The 16,069-nt window shown below is 45.8% G+C and carries 16 protein-coding genes and 1 other RNA gene; 13 read left to right on the top strand and 4 right to left on the bottom strand.

The window, feature by feature from the left end; genetic code table 11:
- Nucleotides 1-304: 304 nt before the first annotated feature.
- From petA to sspB, 5 genes are all read left to right on the top strand, one after another.
- Nucleotides 305-898, top strand: coding sequence for a ubiquinol-cytochrome c reductase iron-sulfur subunit (gene petA / locus CTT30_RS12345; RefSeq protein WP_239837726.1), 594 nt, complete (start codon nucleotides 305-307; stop codon nucleotides 896-898).
- Nucleotides 898-2,163 (top strand): cytochrome b, encoded by a 1,266-nt coding sequence (locus tag CTT30_RS12340; RefSeq protein ID WP_239865137.1) that lies wholly within the window; start codon nucleotides 898-900, stop codon nucleotides 2,161-2,163. The genes petA and CTT30_RS12340 overlap by 1 nt, the downstream gene beginning before the upstream one ends.
- Complete coding sequence (locus CTT30_RS12335) at nucleotides 2,160-2,897, top strand: cytochrome c1 (protein ID WP_252035282.1); 738 nt, start codon at nucleotides 2,160-2,162, stop codon at nucleotides 2,895-2,897. The genes CTT30_RS12340 and CTT30_RS12335 overlap by 4 nt, the downstream gene beginning before the upstream one ends.
- Nucleotides 2,898-2,994: 97 nt before the next feature.
- A complete protein-coding gene (gene sspA / locus CTT30_RS12330) occupies nucleotides 2,995-3,630 on the top strand; it encodes a stringent starvation protein SspA (protein ID WP_239837723.1) in 636 nt (211 codons plus the stop codon).
- Nucleotides 3,631-3,641: 11 nt separating this feature from the next.
- Entirely contained in the window at nucleotides 3,642-4,127 is a 486-nt protein-coding gene (sspB, locus tag CTT30_RS12325) for a ClpXP protease specificity-enhancing factor (protein ID WP_239865132.1), read from the top strand.
- A gap of 46 nt (nucleotides 4,128-4,173) precedes the next feature.
- Here sspB and CTT30_RS12320 read toward each other — a convergent pair whose 3' ends face one another.
- The 4 genes from CTT30_RS12320 to CTT30_RS12305 are packed head-to-tail and all read right to left on the bottom strand — an operon-like array spanning nucleotide 4,174 to nucleotide 7,507.
- Nucleotides 4,174-4,743 carry a BON domain-containing protein gene (locus CTT30_RS12320; protein WP_239865130.1) on the bottom strand — a complete coding sequence of 190 codons (570 nt, stop codon included), beginning with the start codon at nucleotides 4,741-4,743 and terminating at the stop codon, nucleotides 4,174-4,176.
- A 3-nt stretch (nucleotides 4,744-4,746) separates the two neighbouring features.
- A complete protein-coding gene (locus CTT30_RS12315; RefSeq protein WP_045976171.1) occupies nucleotides 4,747-5,337 on the bottom strand; it encodes a phosphoheptose isomerase in 591 nt (196 codons plus the stop codon).
- Nucleotides 5,338-5,340: 3 nt separating this feature from the next.
- A complete protein-coding gene (locus tag CTT30_RS12310; RefSeq protein WP_252035281.1) occupies nucleotides 5,341-5,709 on the bottom strand; it encodes a YraN family protein in 369 nt (122 codons plus the stop codon).
- Nucleotides 5,693-7,507: a penicillin-binding protein activator gene (locus CTT30_RS12305; protein ID WP_252035280.1), complete on the bottom strand. Its 1,815-nt coding sequence runs from the start codon at nucleotides 7,505-7,507 to the stop codon at nucleotides 5,693-5,695. The genes CTT30_RS12310 and CTT30_RS12305 overlap by 17 nt, the downstream gene beginning before the upstream one ends.
- A gap of 63 nt (nucleotides 7,508-7,570) precedes the next feature.
- Between CTT30_RS12305 and rsmI the strand changes: the two genes are divergently transcribed.
- From rsmI to mraY, 8 genes are all read left to right on the top strand, one after another.
- The gene (gene rsmI, locus CTT30_RS12300) at nucleotides 7,571-8,434 is read left to right on the top strand and encodes a 16S rRNA (cytidine(1402)-2'-O)-methyltransferase (RefSeq protein ID WP_239865126.1); all 864 of its coding nucleotides are present in this window, start codon (nucleotides 7,571-7,573) and stop codon (nucleotides 8,432-8,434) included.
- A gap of 111 nt (nucleotides 8,435-8,545) precedes the next feature.
- An RNA gene (gene rnpB / locus CTT30_RS12295) (RNase P RNA component class A) lies at nucleotides 8,546-8,940 on the top strand.
- Between the two features lie 184 nt (nucleotides 8,941-9,124).
- Nucleotides 9,125-10,075, top strand: coding sequence for a 16S rRNA (cytosine(1402)-N(4))-methyltransferase RsmH (gene rsmH, locus CTT30_RS12290; RefSeq protein ID WP_252035279.1), 951 nt, complete (start codon nucleotides 9,125-9,127; stop codon nucleotides 10,073-10,075).
- Nucleotides 10,076-10,080: 5 nt separating this feature from the next.
- Nucleotides 10,081-10,398 (top strand): cell division protein FtsL, encoded by a 318-nt coding sequence (gene ftsL, locus CTT30_RS12285; RefSeq protein WP_252035278.1) that lies wholly within the window; start codon nucleotides 10,081-10,083, stop codon nucleotides 10,396-10,398.
- A complete protein-coding gene (locus CTT30_RS12280) occupies nucleotides 10,395-12,125 on the top strand; it encodes a penicillin-binding transpeptidase domain-containing protein (RefSeq protein ID WP_252035277.1) in 1,731 nt (576 codons plus the stop codon). Before ftsL ends, CTT30_RS12280 begins: the two co-directional genes overlap by 4 nt.
- A 12-nt stretch (nucleotides 12,126-12,137) precedes the next feature.
- Entirely contained in the window at nucleotides 12,138-13,616 is a 1,479-nt protein-coding gene (gene murE, locus CTT30_RS12275) for a UDP-N-acetylmuramoyl-L-alanyl-D-glutamate--2,6-diaminopimelate ligase (RefSeq protein ID WP_252035276.1), read from the top strand.
- Between the two features lie 4 nt (nucleotides 13,617-13,620).
- The gene (locus CTT30_RS12270; RefSeq protein WP_252036642.1) at nucleotides 13,621-14,979 is read left to right on the top strand and encodes a UDP-N-acetylmuramoyl-tripeptide--D-alanyl-D-alanine ligase; all 1,359 of its coding nucleotides are present in this window, start codon (nucleotides 13,621-13,623) and stop codon (nucleotides 14,977-14,979) included.
- Nucleotides 14,976-16,058 carry a phospho-N-acetylmuramoyl-pentapeptide-transferase gene (mraY, locus tag CTT30_RS12265; RefSeq protein ID WP_239837713.1) on the top strand — a complete coding sequence of 361 codons (1,083 nt, stop codon included), beginning with the start codon at nucleotides 14,976-14,978 and terminating at the stop codon, nucleotides 16,056-16,058. The genes CTT30_RS12270 and mraY overlap by 4 nt, the downstream gene beginning before the upstream one ends.
- The last annotated feature ends 11 nt before the right edge of the window (nucleotides 16,059-16,069 follow it).

The raw sequence follows: 16,069 nt of genomic DNA, 5'->3' as shown, positions 1-16,069 counted from the left end.
CGGTGTTTTCACCGGATTGTGGTCCCAAAAGCCTGGCTTCATGCCAGGCTTTTTGTTTTTCTGCACAAAAAAATCCCTTCTCTCAGACCAGTTTCGAGAACTTTTATATTACTTATTCCCCTTTTGTGACCTCATAGGCGATTTACTTCACGATTGTTACAAAAAGGTAGCTTTATCTTGTCAAAAAGTAGGGTTTTATTTATCATTTGCCATCAAATAAATACAACTAAATTCGTATTTTGTTAGCCATGCTCTTTAAGCGGAATAACAATAATCCAAAAGGAGCAAATGGGAGAATGTTTGGATGAGCAATGCGCCTTTAAATAACGGTCGCAGACGTTTCTTGACAGCAACAACGGCGGTTGTTGGTGGTCTCGGAGCAGCTGCTGTCGCCGTTCCTTTTATTAAATCTTGGAACCCAAGTGAGAAAGCAAAAGCTGCGGGTGCCCCTGTTGAAGTTGACATAGGTAAACTTGAAGAAGGGCAGATGGTTCGTGTTGAGTGGCGTGGTAAACCTGTCTGGGTTGTCCGCCGAGCACAATCTGTCGTAGATGCGCTGAAAAATATTGACGGTCAACTTCGTGATCCAGCGTCAGGCGAAGAGCAACAGCCAACTTATGCTCAAAACGCCTACCGTTCTATCAAGCCTGAGTACTTTGTCGCTGTAGGTATCTGTACCCACCTAGGGTGTTCGCCGACTTATTTACCGGACAGTTTTAGCGAACAAGTTCAAGGTGTTAAATCAGGTTTCTTCTGCCCTTGTCACGGTTCCAAGTTTGATATGGCTGGCCGCGTATTCCAAGGTGTACCAGCCCCACTAAACTTGGTTGTTCCAAAGCACATGTATCTCAGTGATACTAAGATTATCATCGGTGTTGACGAAGAAGGGGAGGCATAATGCAAGCTCTACTTGACTGGGTAGAAAAACGTCTACCCGCAATGAATGCGTATAAGAAACACCTTTCTGAGTACCCGATGCCAAAGAACTTTAACTTTTGGTATCTTTTTGGCTCTCTAGCAATGCTGGTATTGGTTAACCAGATTCTGACAGGTATTTGGCTGACAATGAACTACGTCCCATCTGGCGATGGCGCGTTTGCTTCAATCGAATACATCATGCGTGACGTAGAGTACGGCTGGCTACTGCGTTACATGCACTCGACAGGTGCTTCGGCATTCTTTGTCGTGGTGTATCTGCACATGTTCCGCGGTTTAATCTATGGCTCTTACCAGAAGCCTCGTGAGCTACTGTGGATCTTCGGTATGCTTATCTTCTTAGTGTTGATGGCTGAAGCCTTCATGGGCTACCTACTTCCATGGGGTCAGATGTCCTACTGGGGAGCCCAGGTAATCATTTCACTATTTGGTGCGATTCCTGTTATTGGTGACGATTTGACACTATGGATTCGTGGTGACTACGTTATTTCTGGTGCAACGCTGAACCGTTTCTTCGCTTTACACGTTATTGCATTGCCAATCGTACTTCTGCTGCTTATTGTTCTACACGTATTAGCACTACACGAAGTGGGTTCAAACAACCCAGATGGTATCGAAACTAAGCTGCCTAAAGGCACCATGGGCGACGATTACAAGACGCAGTTCAAGTTCCACGATTACTACTCGAAGAAATACGATATCATCGATTCTATTCCGTTCCATCCTTACGGTACGGTTAAAGACATGGTTGGTGTAGCAGGCTTCCTGTTCTTGTTCTGTTACGTGTTGTTCTTTAACCCTGAGATGGGTGGATACTTCCTTGAGCCGCCTAACTTTGAAGCGGCAAACCCACTGAAAACACCAGAGCACATTGCTCCAGTATGGTACTTCACACCTTTCTACGCGATTTTGCGTGCGGTACCTGATAAGTTACTAGGTGTTATCGCGATGGGAGCGTCAATTGCGGTTCTATTCGTTCTGCCTTGGCTGGATCGTTGTAAGGTTCGCTCTTACCGTTACCGTAGTAAATTCCATTTGTTTAATATCATCCAGTTTACGATCAGCTTTATTGCTCTGGGTATTCTTGGTGCGCTTCCTGCTACACCAACGTACACACTGCTAGCTCAGATCTTTAGCTTAGCTTACTTCATGTTCTTCGTACTGCTGTACTTCTACAGTAAGAACGAAGCGACTAAGCCACTACCAGAAAGGGTGACATTCAAATGAAAAAATGGATTGTAATTCTATTTGCAATGCTGCCTTCTCTGGCGATGGCAGCGGGTGCAAGCGTACCGCTAGACAAAGCAAACAATGACCTAAGTGATCAAGCATCACTACAAAACGGTGCCAAGCTGTTCATGAACTACTGTTTTGGCTGTCACTCAGCGCAGTATCAACGTTATGAGCGGGTTGCACGTGACATCGGTATTCCGGTCGAACTACTGAAAGAGAACCTGATTTTCGATCCTAATGCGAAAGTCGGTGATTTGATGGAAAACGCAATTCCTGATGAATCCGCAGCCAAATGGTTTGGTGCTACGCCTCCTGATCTAACTTTGGTTGCTCGTGTTCGTGGCTCTGACTGGCTATACACATACCTGCGTTCTTTCTACGAAGACCCATCTCGCCCGTTTGGTGTAAACAACGTTGTTTTCCCAAGCGTAGGTATGCCGCACGTTCTCGAAGAACTACAAGGGATTCCTAAACCAGTTTATGAGACTAAAATCGTAGAAGGCGAGGAGCATAAAGTTGTCGTTGGTGTTGAAACCGACGGGACTGGTGAGCTGAACCAAGAAGAGTACGACGATGCTGTTCGTGATTTGGTGAACTTCCTAGAATACTCTGGTGATCCAGTGAAACTAGAGCGTCACGCATTAGGTTGGTGGGTAATGGCATTCCTCGTTATCTTCACTATTGTGGTTGTTCTGCTTAAGAAAGAGTATTGGCGTGATGTGCACTAATTGTGCTATCATACTGTGCTAATTCCCAATTTTATTGTTGATAATGGAGGCTTAGCCTCCATTATTTTTTATATCTGTAAGTGTGCTGGAGGGCTCCATGGCTGTAGCTGCCAATAAACGTTCTGTGATGACTCTATTTTCAAGTGCATCTGATATGTATAGCCATCAGGTACGTATTGTACTGGCTGAAAAAGGTGTAAGTGTCGAAGTTGAACTGGTTGATGAAGGAAATCTTCCCGCAGAGCTGATTGAGCTAAACCCGTATAAATCAGTACCCACTTTAGTTGATCGTGAGCTAGCGCTTTACGATTCGAAAATCATCATGGAATATCTGGATGAGCGTTTTCCCCATCCTCCATTGATGCCTGTATACCCAGTTGCACGTGGTAACAGCCGTTTGATGATTTACCGTATTGAGAAAAACTGGTACTCACTGGCAGAGAAAGTGGTAAAAGGTAACGTTGAAGAAGCGGAAGCTGCGCGCAATAAATTGCGTAATGATCTGCTGACTCTCGGCCCTGTATTTGCAGAGTTTGAATACTTTATGAGTGAAGAGTTCAGTTTGATCGATTGTTACCTTGCTCCGTTATTGTGGCGCTTGCCTCAGCTAGGTATTGAACTCACTGGCCCAGGTTCGAAAGAGTTGAAAGTGTACATGAACCGCGTATTTGAGCGTGATTCATTCCTAGCTTCACTGACCGAGGCAGAACGTGAAATGCGTCTGAGTCGCTAATTGGAAGCGAAATGGACATAACTAATATGACACCTCGCCGACCTTATATGCTTCGAGCATTTTATGATTGGCTGGTAGATAATGATTTAACACCTCATTTAGTCGTTGAGGCAACCTTGCCTGGTGTTCGTGTTCCTGTTGAGTTTGTTCAGGATGGGCAAATTATTCTCAATATTGCTCCACGAGCAGTAGGTAACCTTGAACTAGGTAATGAAGCGATTACGTTTAGTGCGCGTTTCTCTGGTCGTCCTCACTCCGTTATTGTACCTCTGTATGCGGTCCAAGCCATTTATGCTCGTGAAAACGGTGCAGGGACCATGTTTGAGCCTGAAGAAGCATATATGGATGACTTTGATGGAGGTACATCTGGCGTTGAAGAATTTTCGGAAGAAGATTCAGGTTTGTCTTTGGCTACGGAAGCTTTTGAAGAAGAACCCACCCCGGATGACGAACCACCTAGACCTAAAGGCCGACCAAGCTTAAGAGTCATCAAATGAAAAAAGCAGCGTATTCGCTGCTTTTTTGTCTTTTATGAATTAAATTTTAATTTCCAGTCTGAAATGCTTTGATGACTTGTTTTACACCTGAAATATTACGTGCCACCTCTACAGCCACATCCGCTTGTTCTGGTGATACATAACCAAGTAAAAATACTTCTTTATCCTCGGTAATGACTTTCACTTTTACTCCATTAAGCTCGCTATTTGTCAGTAGTGCTGATTTGACTTTGGTTGTGATCCAACTATCGTGACTGATTTGACCAACTGATAGCGGGGCTTTAATACGCACTTGGTTGTGGACTTTCTTAACACCTTTTAAATCTCTTGTCTTGCTTACAAACTGATTAAGAAGATCTTGGTTACTGGCTTGGCCCATTAATACCACCGTCCCGTCATACGAGCTTGCTGTAATTCTTACTTCTCGTTGAAAAGGTGGTTTGTTTGCAAGGCCGGCAACTTCAAACTCGATATTATTATCATCCCACATTTCTTGGGTTGTTCGGGTATCAGTCACCACATTAACAGTGGTTGCCGCTCCCGCTACAAATAAACCAGCGCATCCAGTGGTGCTAAGCAGCATACAAATGATGACAAAAGTTTTAAGATGTTTCATAACTTACTCTTCGTGAGCTGGAAATAGGACTTGATCGATAAGATCACATAAGCAGTGAAGCGTCACCATATGCACCTCATGGATCCTTGCTGTTCTGTGAGATGGAATTCGAATTTCAACATCATTCTCACCTAGTAAGCCAGCCATTTCACCACCGTCTTTTCCTGTGAAAGCAATGATGGTCATATCGCGTGTTACAGCCGCTTCCATGGCCTTAATGATGTTTTTGCTGTTACCACTGGTAGAAATAGCCAACAAAATATCACCGGCTTGTCCAAAAGCTCTAACCTGCTTTGAGAAGATTTCTTCATAATGGTAATCATTGGCGACCGCAGTTAAGGTGGTATTATCCGCAGTGAGGGCCATGGCAGGTAGACTCGGACGCTCCGTCTCAAAGCGGTTTAGCAGGCAAGAAACAAACTGTTGAGCGTTAGAAGAGGAGCCTCCATTACCACAGCATAGAATTTTATTACCATTAAGTAAGCTGGCGACCATTGCCTGAGCTGCATGGGTAATCGCATCGGGCAGGGCCTCTGCGGCTGCAATCTGAATTTGAATACTTTCTGTAAAGCTGTCTTTAATGCTGTCTAGCATCGATTATCCTTGAGTTATTGCGTTTTTTATCCAGTCGATCTGCTTACCTTGCTGGTGCATGGCCACTAAGTCAAATCGAAAATCAGTAGTATGTACGGATTTACCCTGTTTCATCAGCCAAGTGTTTGCAGCGTGAATAAGTTTGTTCATCTTGCATGGGGTGACGGTTTCTGCTGCATGACCGTAACGCTGGTTTGAACGATAACGTACTTCAATGAATACGATAGTCGAACCATCAAGCATTATAAGATCGAGTTCCCCACCTTTGGAATGAAAGTTTTTACCAATTAGAGAAAGCCCTTGGCGGATCAAGTACTGCTCCGCCAAGGCCTCATAATGCTCGCCGCTTTGACGTTTATTTAGCCACGCCATGTTCGGCCCAACTCATCTCACGTTGCACCACACAATCTTTGTTGATACTTAACACTCCAGTATTGCCCTGTAATGTATGCCCATCAACGACCTTCATTTGTGGTAACTGCTCCATCAGTAAGTAGGCGTCCATACCTAAAGCTTGTAAGCGCTTTTCTGCATTAGAATCTTTTGGCCACAGTTGCTCCATCTGGGCTTCAAGTGCCTCATTTGGCTGAATGAGCAGTGGAATATCACTGTACATGACGCCAGAGAGATCTTCATACTGTTGGCGACCGCTATTACTACGAGAGTTAGAAAACAGCTTTGGTGGCACTGTGTCGGGGTTTACGGCCACTTCGATGAATGGTTTGATCAGAGTTAGCTCGGAGCTGCCTGCAACAATGTAAACCGCATCAATATCGCGGCGGCTACGTGGTTGGCTTTCCAAAGGTATCGCCAGCAATGACTCCATTTGGGCGATATGCTGTTGACTCTCTTGTAGGCCAAAGACTTTATTGATATCGCGCTGTAATTGACGCTTATCGCCAAATAGGTTAACGGCTACTTTGTCTTTACTGTATTTCTTCCATTCTTCTTCAAATGCTTCAACAACACGTGTCCCTAATCGACCTTGTGGGGCGAGGATGAGTGGGTAGCGATAACCTTGAGTAAATAAGTGCTTGGCAGCTTGTGCCACCTCTTGATCAGGAGAGAGTGCCAAATAGCAGGTATTGTTGCCAGACTCTAAGTTATCAGGAATATTTAAAGCTAGAGTCGGTAATGGACGAGAGAAGCTTGCTTGAGCTTGCTGGAGCTTTTCAATATTGCTTTTGATTAGCGGACCGACCACGAAATCGACATTTTTCTCCACTAAAGTCCGCTCAAGTTGTTCAGGTGTTACGGTATTGGTATCAATGACTGTCAGGTTGGCGTTTTCATCGCGTTCTGTGTCATTCATCATTTCCAAAATAAAGCCATCACGAATGAGCTGGGCCTGCTTGGCAAACTTACCAGATAAAGGCAGTAGTAGTGCCGTGCTGACGGGCTTGACCACTTCAAGGTTCAGGATATCGACAATTGCTTGTGGGGTATAGGTAGCCGCTGGGTGGCTTGGATTTTCTGCCAACCACTTTTCCAGTGTATTTTTTAGTTGTGGAATGTTACTGGATAGCGTTTTGGTATAAATAGCCAACTGTAACCAGCCATCAAGCACCTCTTCATCAGCTTCCGCAGAGAGTTCGGTTATCTGATCCTGATTGTATTGGTTGAGGTTGCTCCAAATGCTTTGGGCAATGGCCGTTTGTTTTGCTCTTTCAACGAACTCAGCAGACCGAGTCAGCTCACGAGCCGCTTCAAAGTACTGACCTTGTTGAGTCAATAGCTGCGCGCGTAGCTGGTGGTAGACCTTCCATTGCTCGTCGGCTAAGTTCCATGATGGGTTAAACTTCAGCTGACTAAGTGCTTGCTCATACTGCTCTTGTTTATTCAGTATCTCTGCACGAGCAAGTTGCCACTCAGCTTGCTGTAAATGAGAAAGTTTTTGTCTAGATAAGCGTTTTACTAGCAAATCAGCCTGTGCTAAGTCATCCGATTCTATGGCTGCTTTTAATGCCATGATTAACCAGTCACTCTGAATACTTCCTACGCTGCTGTCTGCCCGCATCAGGTAAGTTTGCATGGATTGGTTCGGATCTAGCGTAATATCAACGTTGGTTGGTGTTGAAGGTGCGGTAGAACAAGCTGCCAGTGTGACAGCAAGGGCTACAGGAGTCAGTAAGCGTGTTACACTGAGTCGCTTTTGGTTTTTCATGGCCATGAGTTATTAACTAATTCCGTATAAAATTGTGTCTATATTAATCGTTGAAGTGATGGTAAACAAATGACAGATAACAAAACCTTACCAACTGAGGTCCCAACTCTCTATATTGTCCCGACTCCAATTGGCAATTTAGGTGATATCACTCAACGTGCGCTCGATGTTTTAACCGGTGTGGATCTCATTGCTGCCGAAGATACGCGTCATACTGGCAAATTGTTGTCTCATTTTGGTATTTCGACAAAAACTTTTGCACTGCATGATCATAATGAACAGCAAAAAGCGCAAGTTCTGGTTGAGAAACTGTTATCTGGGTATTCAATTGCCTTAGTTTCTGATGCTGGAACACCTTTAATCAGTGACCCAGGGTATCACTTGGTTACAAAATGTCGTCAAGCGGGCGTTAAAGTTGTGCCACTTCCTGGTGCTTGTGCAGTGGTGACTGCGTTAAGTGCTTCAGGCTTACCGTCAGACAGATTCAGCTTTGAAGGCTTTTTACCGGCAAAAAGTAAAGGACGTAAAGATAAGTTTCTTGAGATTGCCAAAGCGGAGCGTACTTGTATCTTTTATGAATCTCCGCACCGTATTGTGGACTCTCTACAGGACATGTTAGAGATATTGGGGCCTGAGCGTGAAGTTGTATTAGCTCGTGAGCTGACTAAGACATTCGAAACTATTCACGGATTACCGTTAGGAGAACTCGTGGACTGGGTCAAAGCGGATGAGAATCAACAAAGAGGTGAAATGGCGTTGTTGATCCATGGTTACCGCGCGGCCGCAGAAGATACTCTTCCTGAAGAAGCAACTCGGACATTGGCTATCTTAACGAAAGAGCTGCCTTTGAAGAAAGCGGCGGCTATGGCGGCAGAAATCTATAACTTGAAGAAAAATGCCCTGTATAAATGGGGATTAGAACATCTCAATTGAGGCTACATGTGATTCACACCTTCGCTCGTTTTCTAAGCACTTGTTCTTTGGTTGACGGTTAATCTGTGATCTCGCTAGACACTGAGTAGCAATCTCTATACAATCCGCCTCGGAGTTGACTGGGTAGTCGCTGCTTCATTGATGTCCTTTTAACCTTGTGTTGGGGAGACTGATGAAGGGGAGGAAAGTCCGGGCTCCATAGAGCAGGGTGCCAGGTAACGCCTGGGGGGCGCAAGCCCACGACAAGTGCAGCAGAGAGAAGACCGCCGATGGCTCGTAAGAGTACAGGTAAGGGTGAAAGGGTGCGGTAAGAGCGCACCGGACGACTGGCAACAGTTCGTCGCAAGGTAAACTCCACCCGGAGCAAGACCAAATAGGCTTCCACATTGCGTTGCTCGCGTAAGGAAGCGGGTAGGTTGCTTGAGCCAGTGAGCGATTGCTGGCCTAGACGAATGGCTACCACCGCGCAAGCGGAACAGAACCCGGCTTACATGTCGGCTCCACCTATTCGAGACCCATCGTAACGTCCGCGTTATGATGGGTTTTTTGCTTTTTGTTGACGAAATTAATTCTGCAAGCACTAAACTTAGCGCAATATCACGTGTTCGGAGCTGCGATGGGTGACGATCACCTTCTAAATCAGTACACTGGAAAGTTTGAGCGCGCCTGTGCGAGAGCGAGATAAAAACCATGACCGAAGAATTTAAGCACATTTCTGTATTACTGCATGAGTCTATCGACGGCTTAGCGATTAAGCCTGATGGTACCTACATTGACGGTACATTTGGTCGTGGTGGTCACAGCCGCCAAATTCTTGCGCAGTTGGGTGAAAATGGTCGCCTTTTTAGTATTGACCGAGATCCGCAAGCCATTGCTGAAGCAAAGACGATCGATGACCCTAGGTTCACCATCATTCATGGTCCTTTTTCAGGTATGGCTAAGTATGCAGAAGAAAGAGGTTTAGTCGGTCAAGTCGATGGTATCTTGCTTGATCTTGGTGTTTCCTCACCTCAGCTTGATGATGCCGAACGCGGCTTCAGTTTTATGAAAGATGGTCCACTAGATATGCGTATGGACCCGACATCGGGTATTCCTGTCTCACAGTGGTTGATGGAAGCCGATCTTGATGACATCACTTGGGTTATTCGTGAGTTTGGTGAAGATAAACATGCTCGCCGCATTGCTAAAGCGATCGTTGCTTACCGTGAGAATGAAGAAAACGAACCGCTGACGCGTACAGGTCAGCTCGCTAAACTTATTTCTGATGCGGCGCCAAAGAGTTTTAAAGAGAAAAAGCACCCAGCCACGCGTTCATTCCAGGCGTTCCGCATTTATATCAACAGTGAGCTGGAAGAAATTGAGACTGCGTTAAAGGGAGCGGCGAGTATCCTAGCCCCTGAAGGCCGCCTATCAGTGATCAGTTTCCATTCACTGGAAGACAGAATGGTGAAGCGTTTCATTCGTAAAGAGAGCAAAGGTCCAGAAGTGCCTCATGGAATTCCCATGACAGAAGCTCAGATCAAAGCGCTAGGAAGTGCGAACCTCAAACCTATTGGCAAAGCGATCAAACCTTCGAAACAAGAAATTGATGTAAATACGCGCTCTCGCAGTTCAGTACTGCGCATTGCGGAGAAACTCTAGCCCCGATGAGTAAAACTACGCCTAATCTCGCCAAGCTAATTGCCCTTGACCTATTTACCGTTGGTCGGGTGCCTTTGCTGGTATTGATCATGATCTTTGCATCAGCGATGGGGGTAGTATTTACCACCCATCACACACGTCAAGCGATTACCGAGAAAGATCAGGCTTTACAAGAAAGGGAAAGGCTAGACAATGAGTGGCGTAACCTTTTGATTGAAGAAACTGCCTTAGCGGAGCACAGCAGAGTGCAAGAAATTGCTAAAGATGAGTTGCAGATGAAACGCCCAGACTCAGATAAAGAAGTGATTATCGACCTCCCATGAGTAAAACTAAAGTCTCCTCAGCTGCTAAGAAAAAAGCTGTTGCAGAACAGCCGAGCTTGATCCGTTGGCGTTTTTATTTAGTGCTGTTGTTTGTCTTTGGTGCTTTCGCGGCGCTAGTGACAAGAATTGCCTATATTCAAATCGTTGAGCCTGACAACCTTATTCAGCAAGGCGATTTACGTTCCGTTCGCGCGAAGACGATTCATTCTGCGCGAGGGATTATTTCTGATCGTAACGGTGAACCTCTTGCTGTTAGCGTGCCTGTGGAAGCCGTTTGGGCCGATCCTGCAACGATTTTCAAACGTAATGGTTTTGCCAACATGGATCGCTGGTATGCACTGGCCGATGTTCTTGGTCTTGACCGTCAAGACATGATCGACAAAATTCGTAACAATGCATCCCGTCGTTTTATCTATCTTCAGCGCCAAGTAAGCCCTGCGATGGCACACTATATCCGTGAGCTTAAGCTTGCTGGTGTGGGGCTGAAAGCTGAATCTCGTCGTTATTACCCCACGGGAGAGGTCAGTGCTCACTTAGTCGGTGTGACAGGGATTGATGGTCATGGTCTAGAAGGGGTTGAACGCAGTTACGATAAATGGCTGACCGGTGAAGCGGGCAAACGGATCATTCGCAAAGATCGATATGGTCGGGTGGTGGAAAACATTTCTTTGGAAGAGCATGAAGAAGGTAAACCACTGGAGTTAACCATTGATCAACGTATTCAGGCAATTGCCTATCGATCGATTAAACAGGCGGTAGCGGATTATCGCGCCACATCCGGGACGGCAGTCATATTGGATGTGAAGACGGGAGCCGTATTGGCTATGGTTAATGCGCCATCCTACAACCCGAATAACCGCTCTGATCTCCAGTCCGCTAAAATGCGTAACCGTGCGATTACTGATGCGTTTGAACCCGGCTCAACAGTGAAACCATTTGTTGTATTGGCAGCTCTTGAAAATGGGGTCGCGGATAAGGATACGATCATTGATACTGGCAATGGCCTGATGCCGATTGGGGGGCAAAGAGTCCGTGATACCTCCAAAGTCGGTAAGGCTGATTTAACCACTATCTTGAAAAAATCAAGTAATATTGGTGTGGCCAAGCTGGCACTGGATATGCCATTGGAAGCACTTCTTGGTATGTATAGTTCGGTGGGCTTTGGTGAAATGTCAGGGCTTAACCTTGTTGGTGAAACTCCGGGTATTTTTCCCAACCGACGCCGTTGGTCCAAGTTTGAGATCGCGACTTTAGCCTTCGGCTATGGTTTGACGATTACGCCTCTTCAGCTTGCGCATGCCTATGCTACGTTAGGTAATTTTGGTAAGTACCAGCCGATCCATATTATTGAAAATAACCAGCAAGATTTATCCCGCCAAGTAATCGATGAAGATGATGCGCATATGGTGCTGAATATGCTAGAGACGGTTACCCAACCTGGCGGTACCGCGACTAAAGCGGCGGTACCTGGTTATCGTGTTGCAGCCAAAACCGGTACGTCACGCAAGGCGATAGCGGGTGGTTATGGTGACGAGTACTTTGCATATACGGCAGGAATTGCCCCTGTTAGCAACCCACGAGTCGCTTTAGTCGTAGTTGTCAATGAACCTCAAGGGGACAACTATTATGGGGGCGCCGTTGCTGGTCCTGTATTCTCTGAGATATTGAAAGGAACGCTTCAGATCCTCAATGTCGCTCCTGATGAAAACCGATTTAAAGAAGAATAAGTGAGGCGTTAAATGTCCAAAGAACTCACGCTGGCCAATCTGCTTGCTCCTTGGGTTGAATTGTCATCTCAGGACGGTGGCAAGATTGTAATTTCAAAGTTGGAGTTAGACAGCCGTAAAGTGATATCTGGCTCTACATTTGTTGCTATTAAAGGCCATGTTGTTGATGGCAGAAAATTTATCGGCTCTGCTATTGAGCAAGGGGCAAATGCGATCATTGCTGAAGCTGATGAGCAGCAAGTTCATGGCTCTGTTGAGTTTTTTGATGATGTTCCCGTCATATATATCGCGCATTTGACTCGTCATCTGTCTGAACTTGCGAATCGCTTGCTGCCGCTTAAACACAATCAATTGATTGCGGTGACTGGGACCAATGGCAAAACGACCATTACTCAGCTGATTGCTCAGTGGTTAGAGTTAACAGGGCGGCGAGCAGCGGTGCTTGGAACAACGGGCAATGGCTTTTTAGACTCACTAACGCCGACCGCTAATACCACGGGCAATGCGCTTGACATTCAACAAACGCTAGCGGATCTAGAAAGCCAGGGTGCGCAGTATACGGCAATGGAAATCTCATCCCATGGCTTGGTTCAAGACCGTGTCAAAGCACTGAGTTTTGCGGTTGGAGTCTTCTCTAATCTCAGCCGTGATCACCTTGATTACCACGGTACGATGGAAGAATACGCTCGGGCTAAGCTATCTTTATTTACTCATCATGATTGCGCTCACGCCGTGATCAACATTGATGACCCTGTCGGCGCTGCTTGGGTAGAGCAGCTCGAAGATTGTACACCGGTCTCTTTATCTCCGATACCAAACGGCAACGGACTCTTTGCCACTGATGTTAAATATTCTGAAGCAGGCATTACGTTGTCGTTTTCTGGGCAGTACGGCGAAGGCCATTTTACGGTGCCACTGATCGGAGCTTTTAATGCCAGTAATGTGTTGGTGGCTTTTGCGGCTTTACTGTCTTTAGGGATTGAGAAACAAGCATTAATGGACTGTGCCAGTCAGCTAAAGCCGGTATTAGGCCGTATGGAACTGTTCCATGCCAAAGGGAAAGCCAAAGTCGTAGTGGATTATGCCCATACGCCTGACGCTTTAGAAAAAGCGCTGTCCGCCTTAAAAGTACATTGCCAAGGGCGACTCTGGGCCATATTTGGCTGTGGGGGGGATCGGGATACAGGTAAGCGCCCGATGATGGCGTCTATTGGTGAAGCTTTAGCCGACGTGGTCATCTTAACGGATGATAATCCCCGTAGCGAATCGCCTTCAGCAATAGTAGAAGATATGCTGGCGGGTATGGTTTCACCTGATGGTGCGATTATTGAACATGACCGTTATAAAGCATTAGCGCATGCTTTGCAGAATAGTGAGGCAGAGGACATTATTTTGCTTGCTGGCAAAGGCCATGAAGATTATCAGGTGCTGGCGAATGAAACGGTTTACTACTCCGATCGCGAGTCTGCTAAGCAACTTCTGGAGCTATAACACTATGATTACTTTGATGCTATCTCAGCTTGTTGATGTGCTTGATGCTCAACTTATCGGTAATGATACCGCTATTCATTCCGTTTCTACTGATACTAGGACCATTGAGTCAGACTCTTTGTTTGTGGCGCTGGTTGGCGAAAAGTTTGATGCTCATAACTTTGTCCAGCAAGCGGTTGAATCGGGTGCCAGTGCTTTATTGGTCAGTAAAGCGGTGGATGTTCAAATACCACAGTTATTAGTGGAAGATACTAAAGCTGCGCTGGGTAAATTAGGTCAATTTGTTCATCAAGTCTGTCAGACACCGACTGTTGCGATTACGGGGAGCTGCGGTAAAACGACGGTTAAAGAAATGGTTGCGAGCATTATGGTGCAAAAAGGCCAAGTGCTGTATACCGCAGGCAATTTTAACAATGATATTGGCGTGCCACTCACTTTACTGCGTTCTCAGCCGGAAGATGATTTTGCCGTGATTGAGCTGGGCGCGAATCACATCGGTGAAATTGCTTATACCACACGACTTGTCAATCCTGATGTTGCATTGGTCAACAATGTTGCTGCTGCTCACTTAGAAGGCTTTGGTTCAATGGACGGAGTCAAGCAAGCGAAAGGTGAAATTTATCAAGGTCTAAAACCGGGGGCGGTCGCGATTGTCAATTTAGACAGCAATGGCGGTCACTACTGGCAGGAAGTGTTATCTGACAAAACGGTGAAGACATTCTCACTGTCCGATAACAGTGCAGAATATAAAGCGCGTAATGTAATAATGAGCGAAAATGGTAAGGCATCTTTTACCATTGATACACCGAATACATCATTGAATGTTAAGCTCGGTATTATTGGACAGCACAATGTGGCCAATGCGCTTGCCGCAACAGCTCTAGCAATGGAGCTTGGGGCTACGCCAGAAATGATCGTGTCTGGCCTTGCTAACTTATCAAAAGTGAAAGGCCGAGTTGAAACTGTCGAACTAACCGATAGCATAAGGTTGATTGATGACAGTTATAATGCCAGCGTTCCTGCTATGAAAGCGGCTGCAGACTTATTAAACAGCTTTGATGGTATACGCTGGTTGATTGTGGGCAATATGGCTGAGTTAGGTGAGGAAAGTCTTGCACTTCATCGTCAAGTCGGTGAACATGCGGCCCCATTTAAATTTGAACACGTGCTTACTTATGGCGCTGACGCCAAAGCGATCAGTGACGTTTGTCAAGGAAAGCACTTTGATACTCATGACAGCATGATTGAGTTTATTAAGCAGCAGCTCAACCTGACTACAGGCTCTCAAACATTACTTGTTAAAGGAGCAAACAGTGCAGGAATGGGCAAGATCGCCGCTGCTTTAAAGGAGATGTATACATGATCATTTGGCTTGCAGAGCTTCTACAGCCATACTTTTCATTCTTCCGTTTATTCGAATACTTATCGTTTCGTGCCATTGTTAGTGTCTTGACAGCATTAGGTATCTCGCTCTGGATGGGGCCGCTTATGATCCGCCGTTTGCAGATGTTGCAAATTGGCCAGGTAGTTCGTAACGAAGGTCCCGAGTCACACTTTAGTAAACGTGGTACCCCAACGATGGGGGGAGTCATGATCTTGACTGCGATAACGACTACCGTTCTCCTTTGGACTGATCTCTCTAACCCATATGTATGGGCTGTGCTCGCGGTTTTAATTGGCTATGGTGCCGTCGGTTTTGTTGATGATTATCGTAAAGTGGTGCGTAAAAATACTGATGGTCTTATTGCTCGTTGGAAGTATTTTTGGCAGTCAGCAATTGCTTTGGTGGTTGCTTTTGCATTGTATGCTTACGGCAAAGATACGACGGCCACCCAGCTTGTTGTCCCTTTCTTTAAAGACATCATGCCCCAGTTAGGTTTGATGTATATCGTACTGACTTACTTTGTGATTGTAGGGACGAGTAATGCCGTAAACCTGACCGATGGTTTGGATGGTTTGGCTATTATGCCAACAGTATTAGTGGCCGCAGGCTTTGCGGCAATTGCCTGGGCAACAGGTAACGTTAACTTTGCGAATTATCTGCATATTCCCTATGTTCCTCATGCGTCAGAGCTTGTGGTGGTATGTACTGCTATTGTCGGTGCAGGTTTAGGCTTTCTTTGGTTCAATACCTATCCAGCACAAGTCTTCATGGGTGATGTGGGGTCACTGGCTCTGGGGGGCGCTTTAGGGACTATCGCTGTCCTGGTACGACAAGAGTTCGTTTTAGTGATCATGGGCGGTGTGTTTGTAATGGAGACACTGTCAGTGATTTTACAGGTTGGTTCATACAAGTTGCGTGGTCAGCGCATTTTCCGCATGGCGCCGATTCATCATCACTATGAATTGAAAGGATGGCCAGAGCCTCGTGTGATTGTTCGCTTTTGGATCATTTCAATTGTTCTGGTTCTTGTTGGCTTAGCAACACTGAAAGTACGTTAAGGAAAATCAAC

This window comes from Vibrio coralliilyticus (assembly GCF_024449095.1).
Classification (GTDB): Bacteria; Pseudomonadota; Gammaproteobacteria; order Enterobacterales; family Vibrionaceae; genus Vibrio; species Vibrio coralliilyticus_A.
The sequence above is the reverse complement of the archived record's forward strand: the minus strand, read 5'-3'. Positions and strand labels throughout refer to the sequence as shown.

What these genes read in the sequence shown, in the direction of transcription:
- petA (WP_239837726.1), top strand. Translation starts at nt 305, where the DNA reads ATGAGCAATGCGCCTTTAAATAACGGTCGCAGACGTTTCTTGACAGCA.
- CTT30_RS12340 (WP_239865137.1), top strand. Translation starts at nt 898, where the DNA reads ATGCAAGCTCTACTTGACTGGGTAGAAAAACGTCTACCCGCAATGAAT.
- CTT30_RS12335 (WP_252035282.1), top strand. Translation starts at nt 2,160, where the DNA reads ATGAAAAAATGGATTGTAATTCTATTTGCAATGCTGCCTTCTCTGGCG.
- sspA (WP_239837723.1), top strand. Translation starts at nt 2,995, where the DNA reads ATGGCTGTAGCTGCCAATAAACGTTCTGTGATGACTCTATTTTCAAGT.
- sspB (WP_239865132.1), top strand. Translation starts at nt 3,642, where the DNA reads ATGGACATAACTAATATGACACCTCGCCGACCTTATATGCTTCGAGCA.
- CTT30_RS12320 (WP_239865130.1), bottom strand. Translation starts at nt 4,743, where the DNA reads ATGAAACATCTTAAAACTTTTGTCATCATTTGTATGCTGCTTAGCACC.
- CTT30_RS12315 (WP_045976171.1), bottom strand. Translation starts at nt 5,337, where the DNA reads ATGCTAGACAGCATTAAAGACAGCTTTACAGAAAGTATTCAAATTCAG.
- CTT30_RS12310 (WP_252035281.1), bottom strand. Translation starts at nt 5,709, where the DNA reads ATGGCGTGGCTAAATAAACGTCAAAGCGGCGAGCATTATGAGGCCTTG.
- CTT30_RS12305 (WP_252035280.1), bottom strand. Translation starts at nt 7,507, where the DNA reads ATGGCCATGAAAAACCAAAAGCGACTCAGTGTAACACGCTTACTGACT.
- rsmI (WP_239865126.1), top strand. Translation starts at nt 7,571, where the DNA reads ATGACAGATAACAAAACCTTACCAACTGAGGTCCCAACTCTCTATATT.
- rsmH (WP_252035279.1), top strand. Translation starts at nt 9,125, where the DNA reads ATGACCGAAGAATTTAAGCACATTTCTGTATTACTGCATGAGTCTATC.
- ftsL (WP_252035278.1), top strand. Translation starts at nt 10,081, where the DNA reads ATGAGTAAAACTACGCCTAATCTCGCCAAGCTAATTGCCCTTGACCTA.
- CTT30_RS12280 (WP_252035277.1), top strand. Translation starts at nt 10,395, where the DNA reads ATGAGTAAAACTAAAGTCTCCTCAGCTGCTAAGAAAAAAGCTGTTGCA.
- murE (WP_252035276.1), top strand. Translation starts at nt 12,138, where the DNA reads ATGTCCAAAGAACTCACGCTGGCCAATCTGCTTGCTCCTTGGGTTGAA.
- CTT30_RS12270 (WP_252036642.1), top strand. Translation starts at nt 13,621, where the DNA reads ATGATTACTTTGATGCTATCTCAGCTTGTTGATGTGCTTGATGCTCAA.
- mraY (WP_239837713.1), top strand. Translation starts at nt 14,976, where the DNA reads ATGATCATTTGGCTTGCAGAGCTTCTACAGCCATACTTTTCATTCTTC.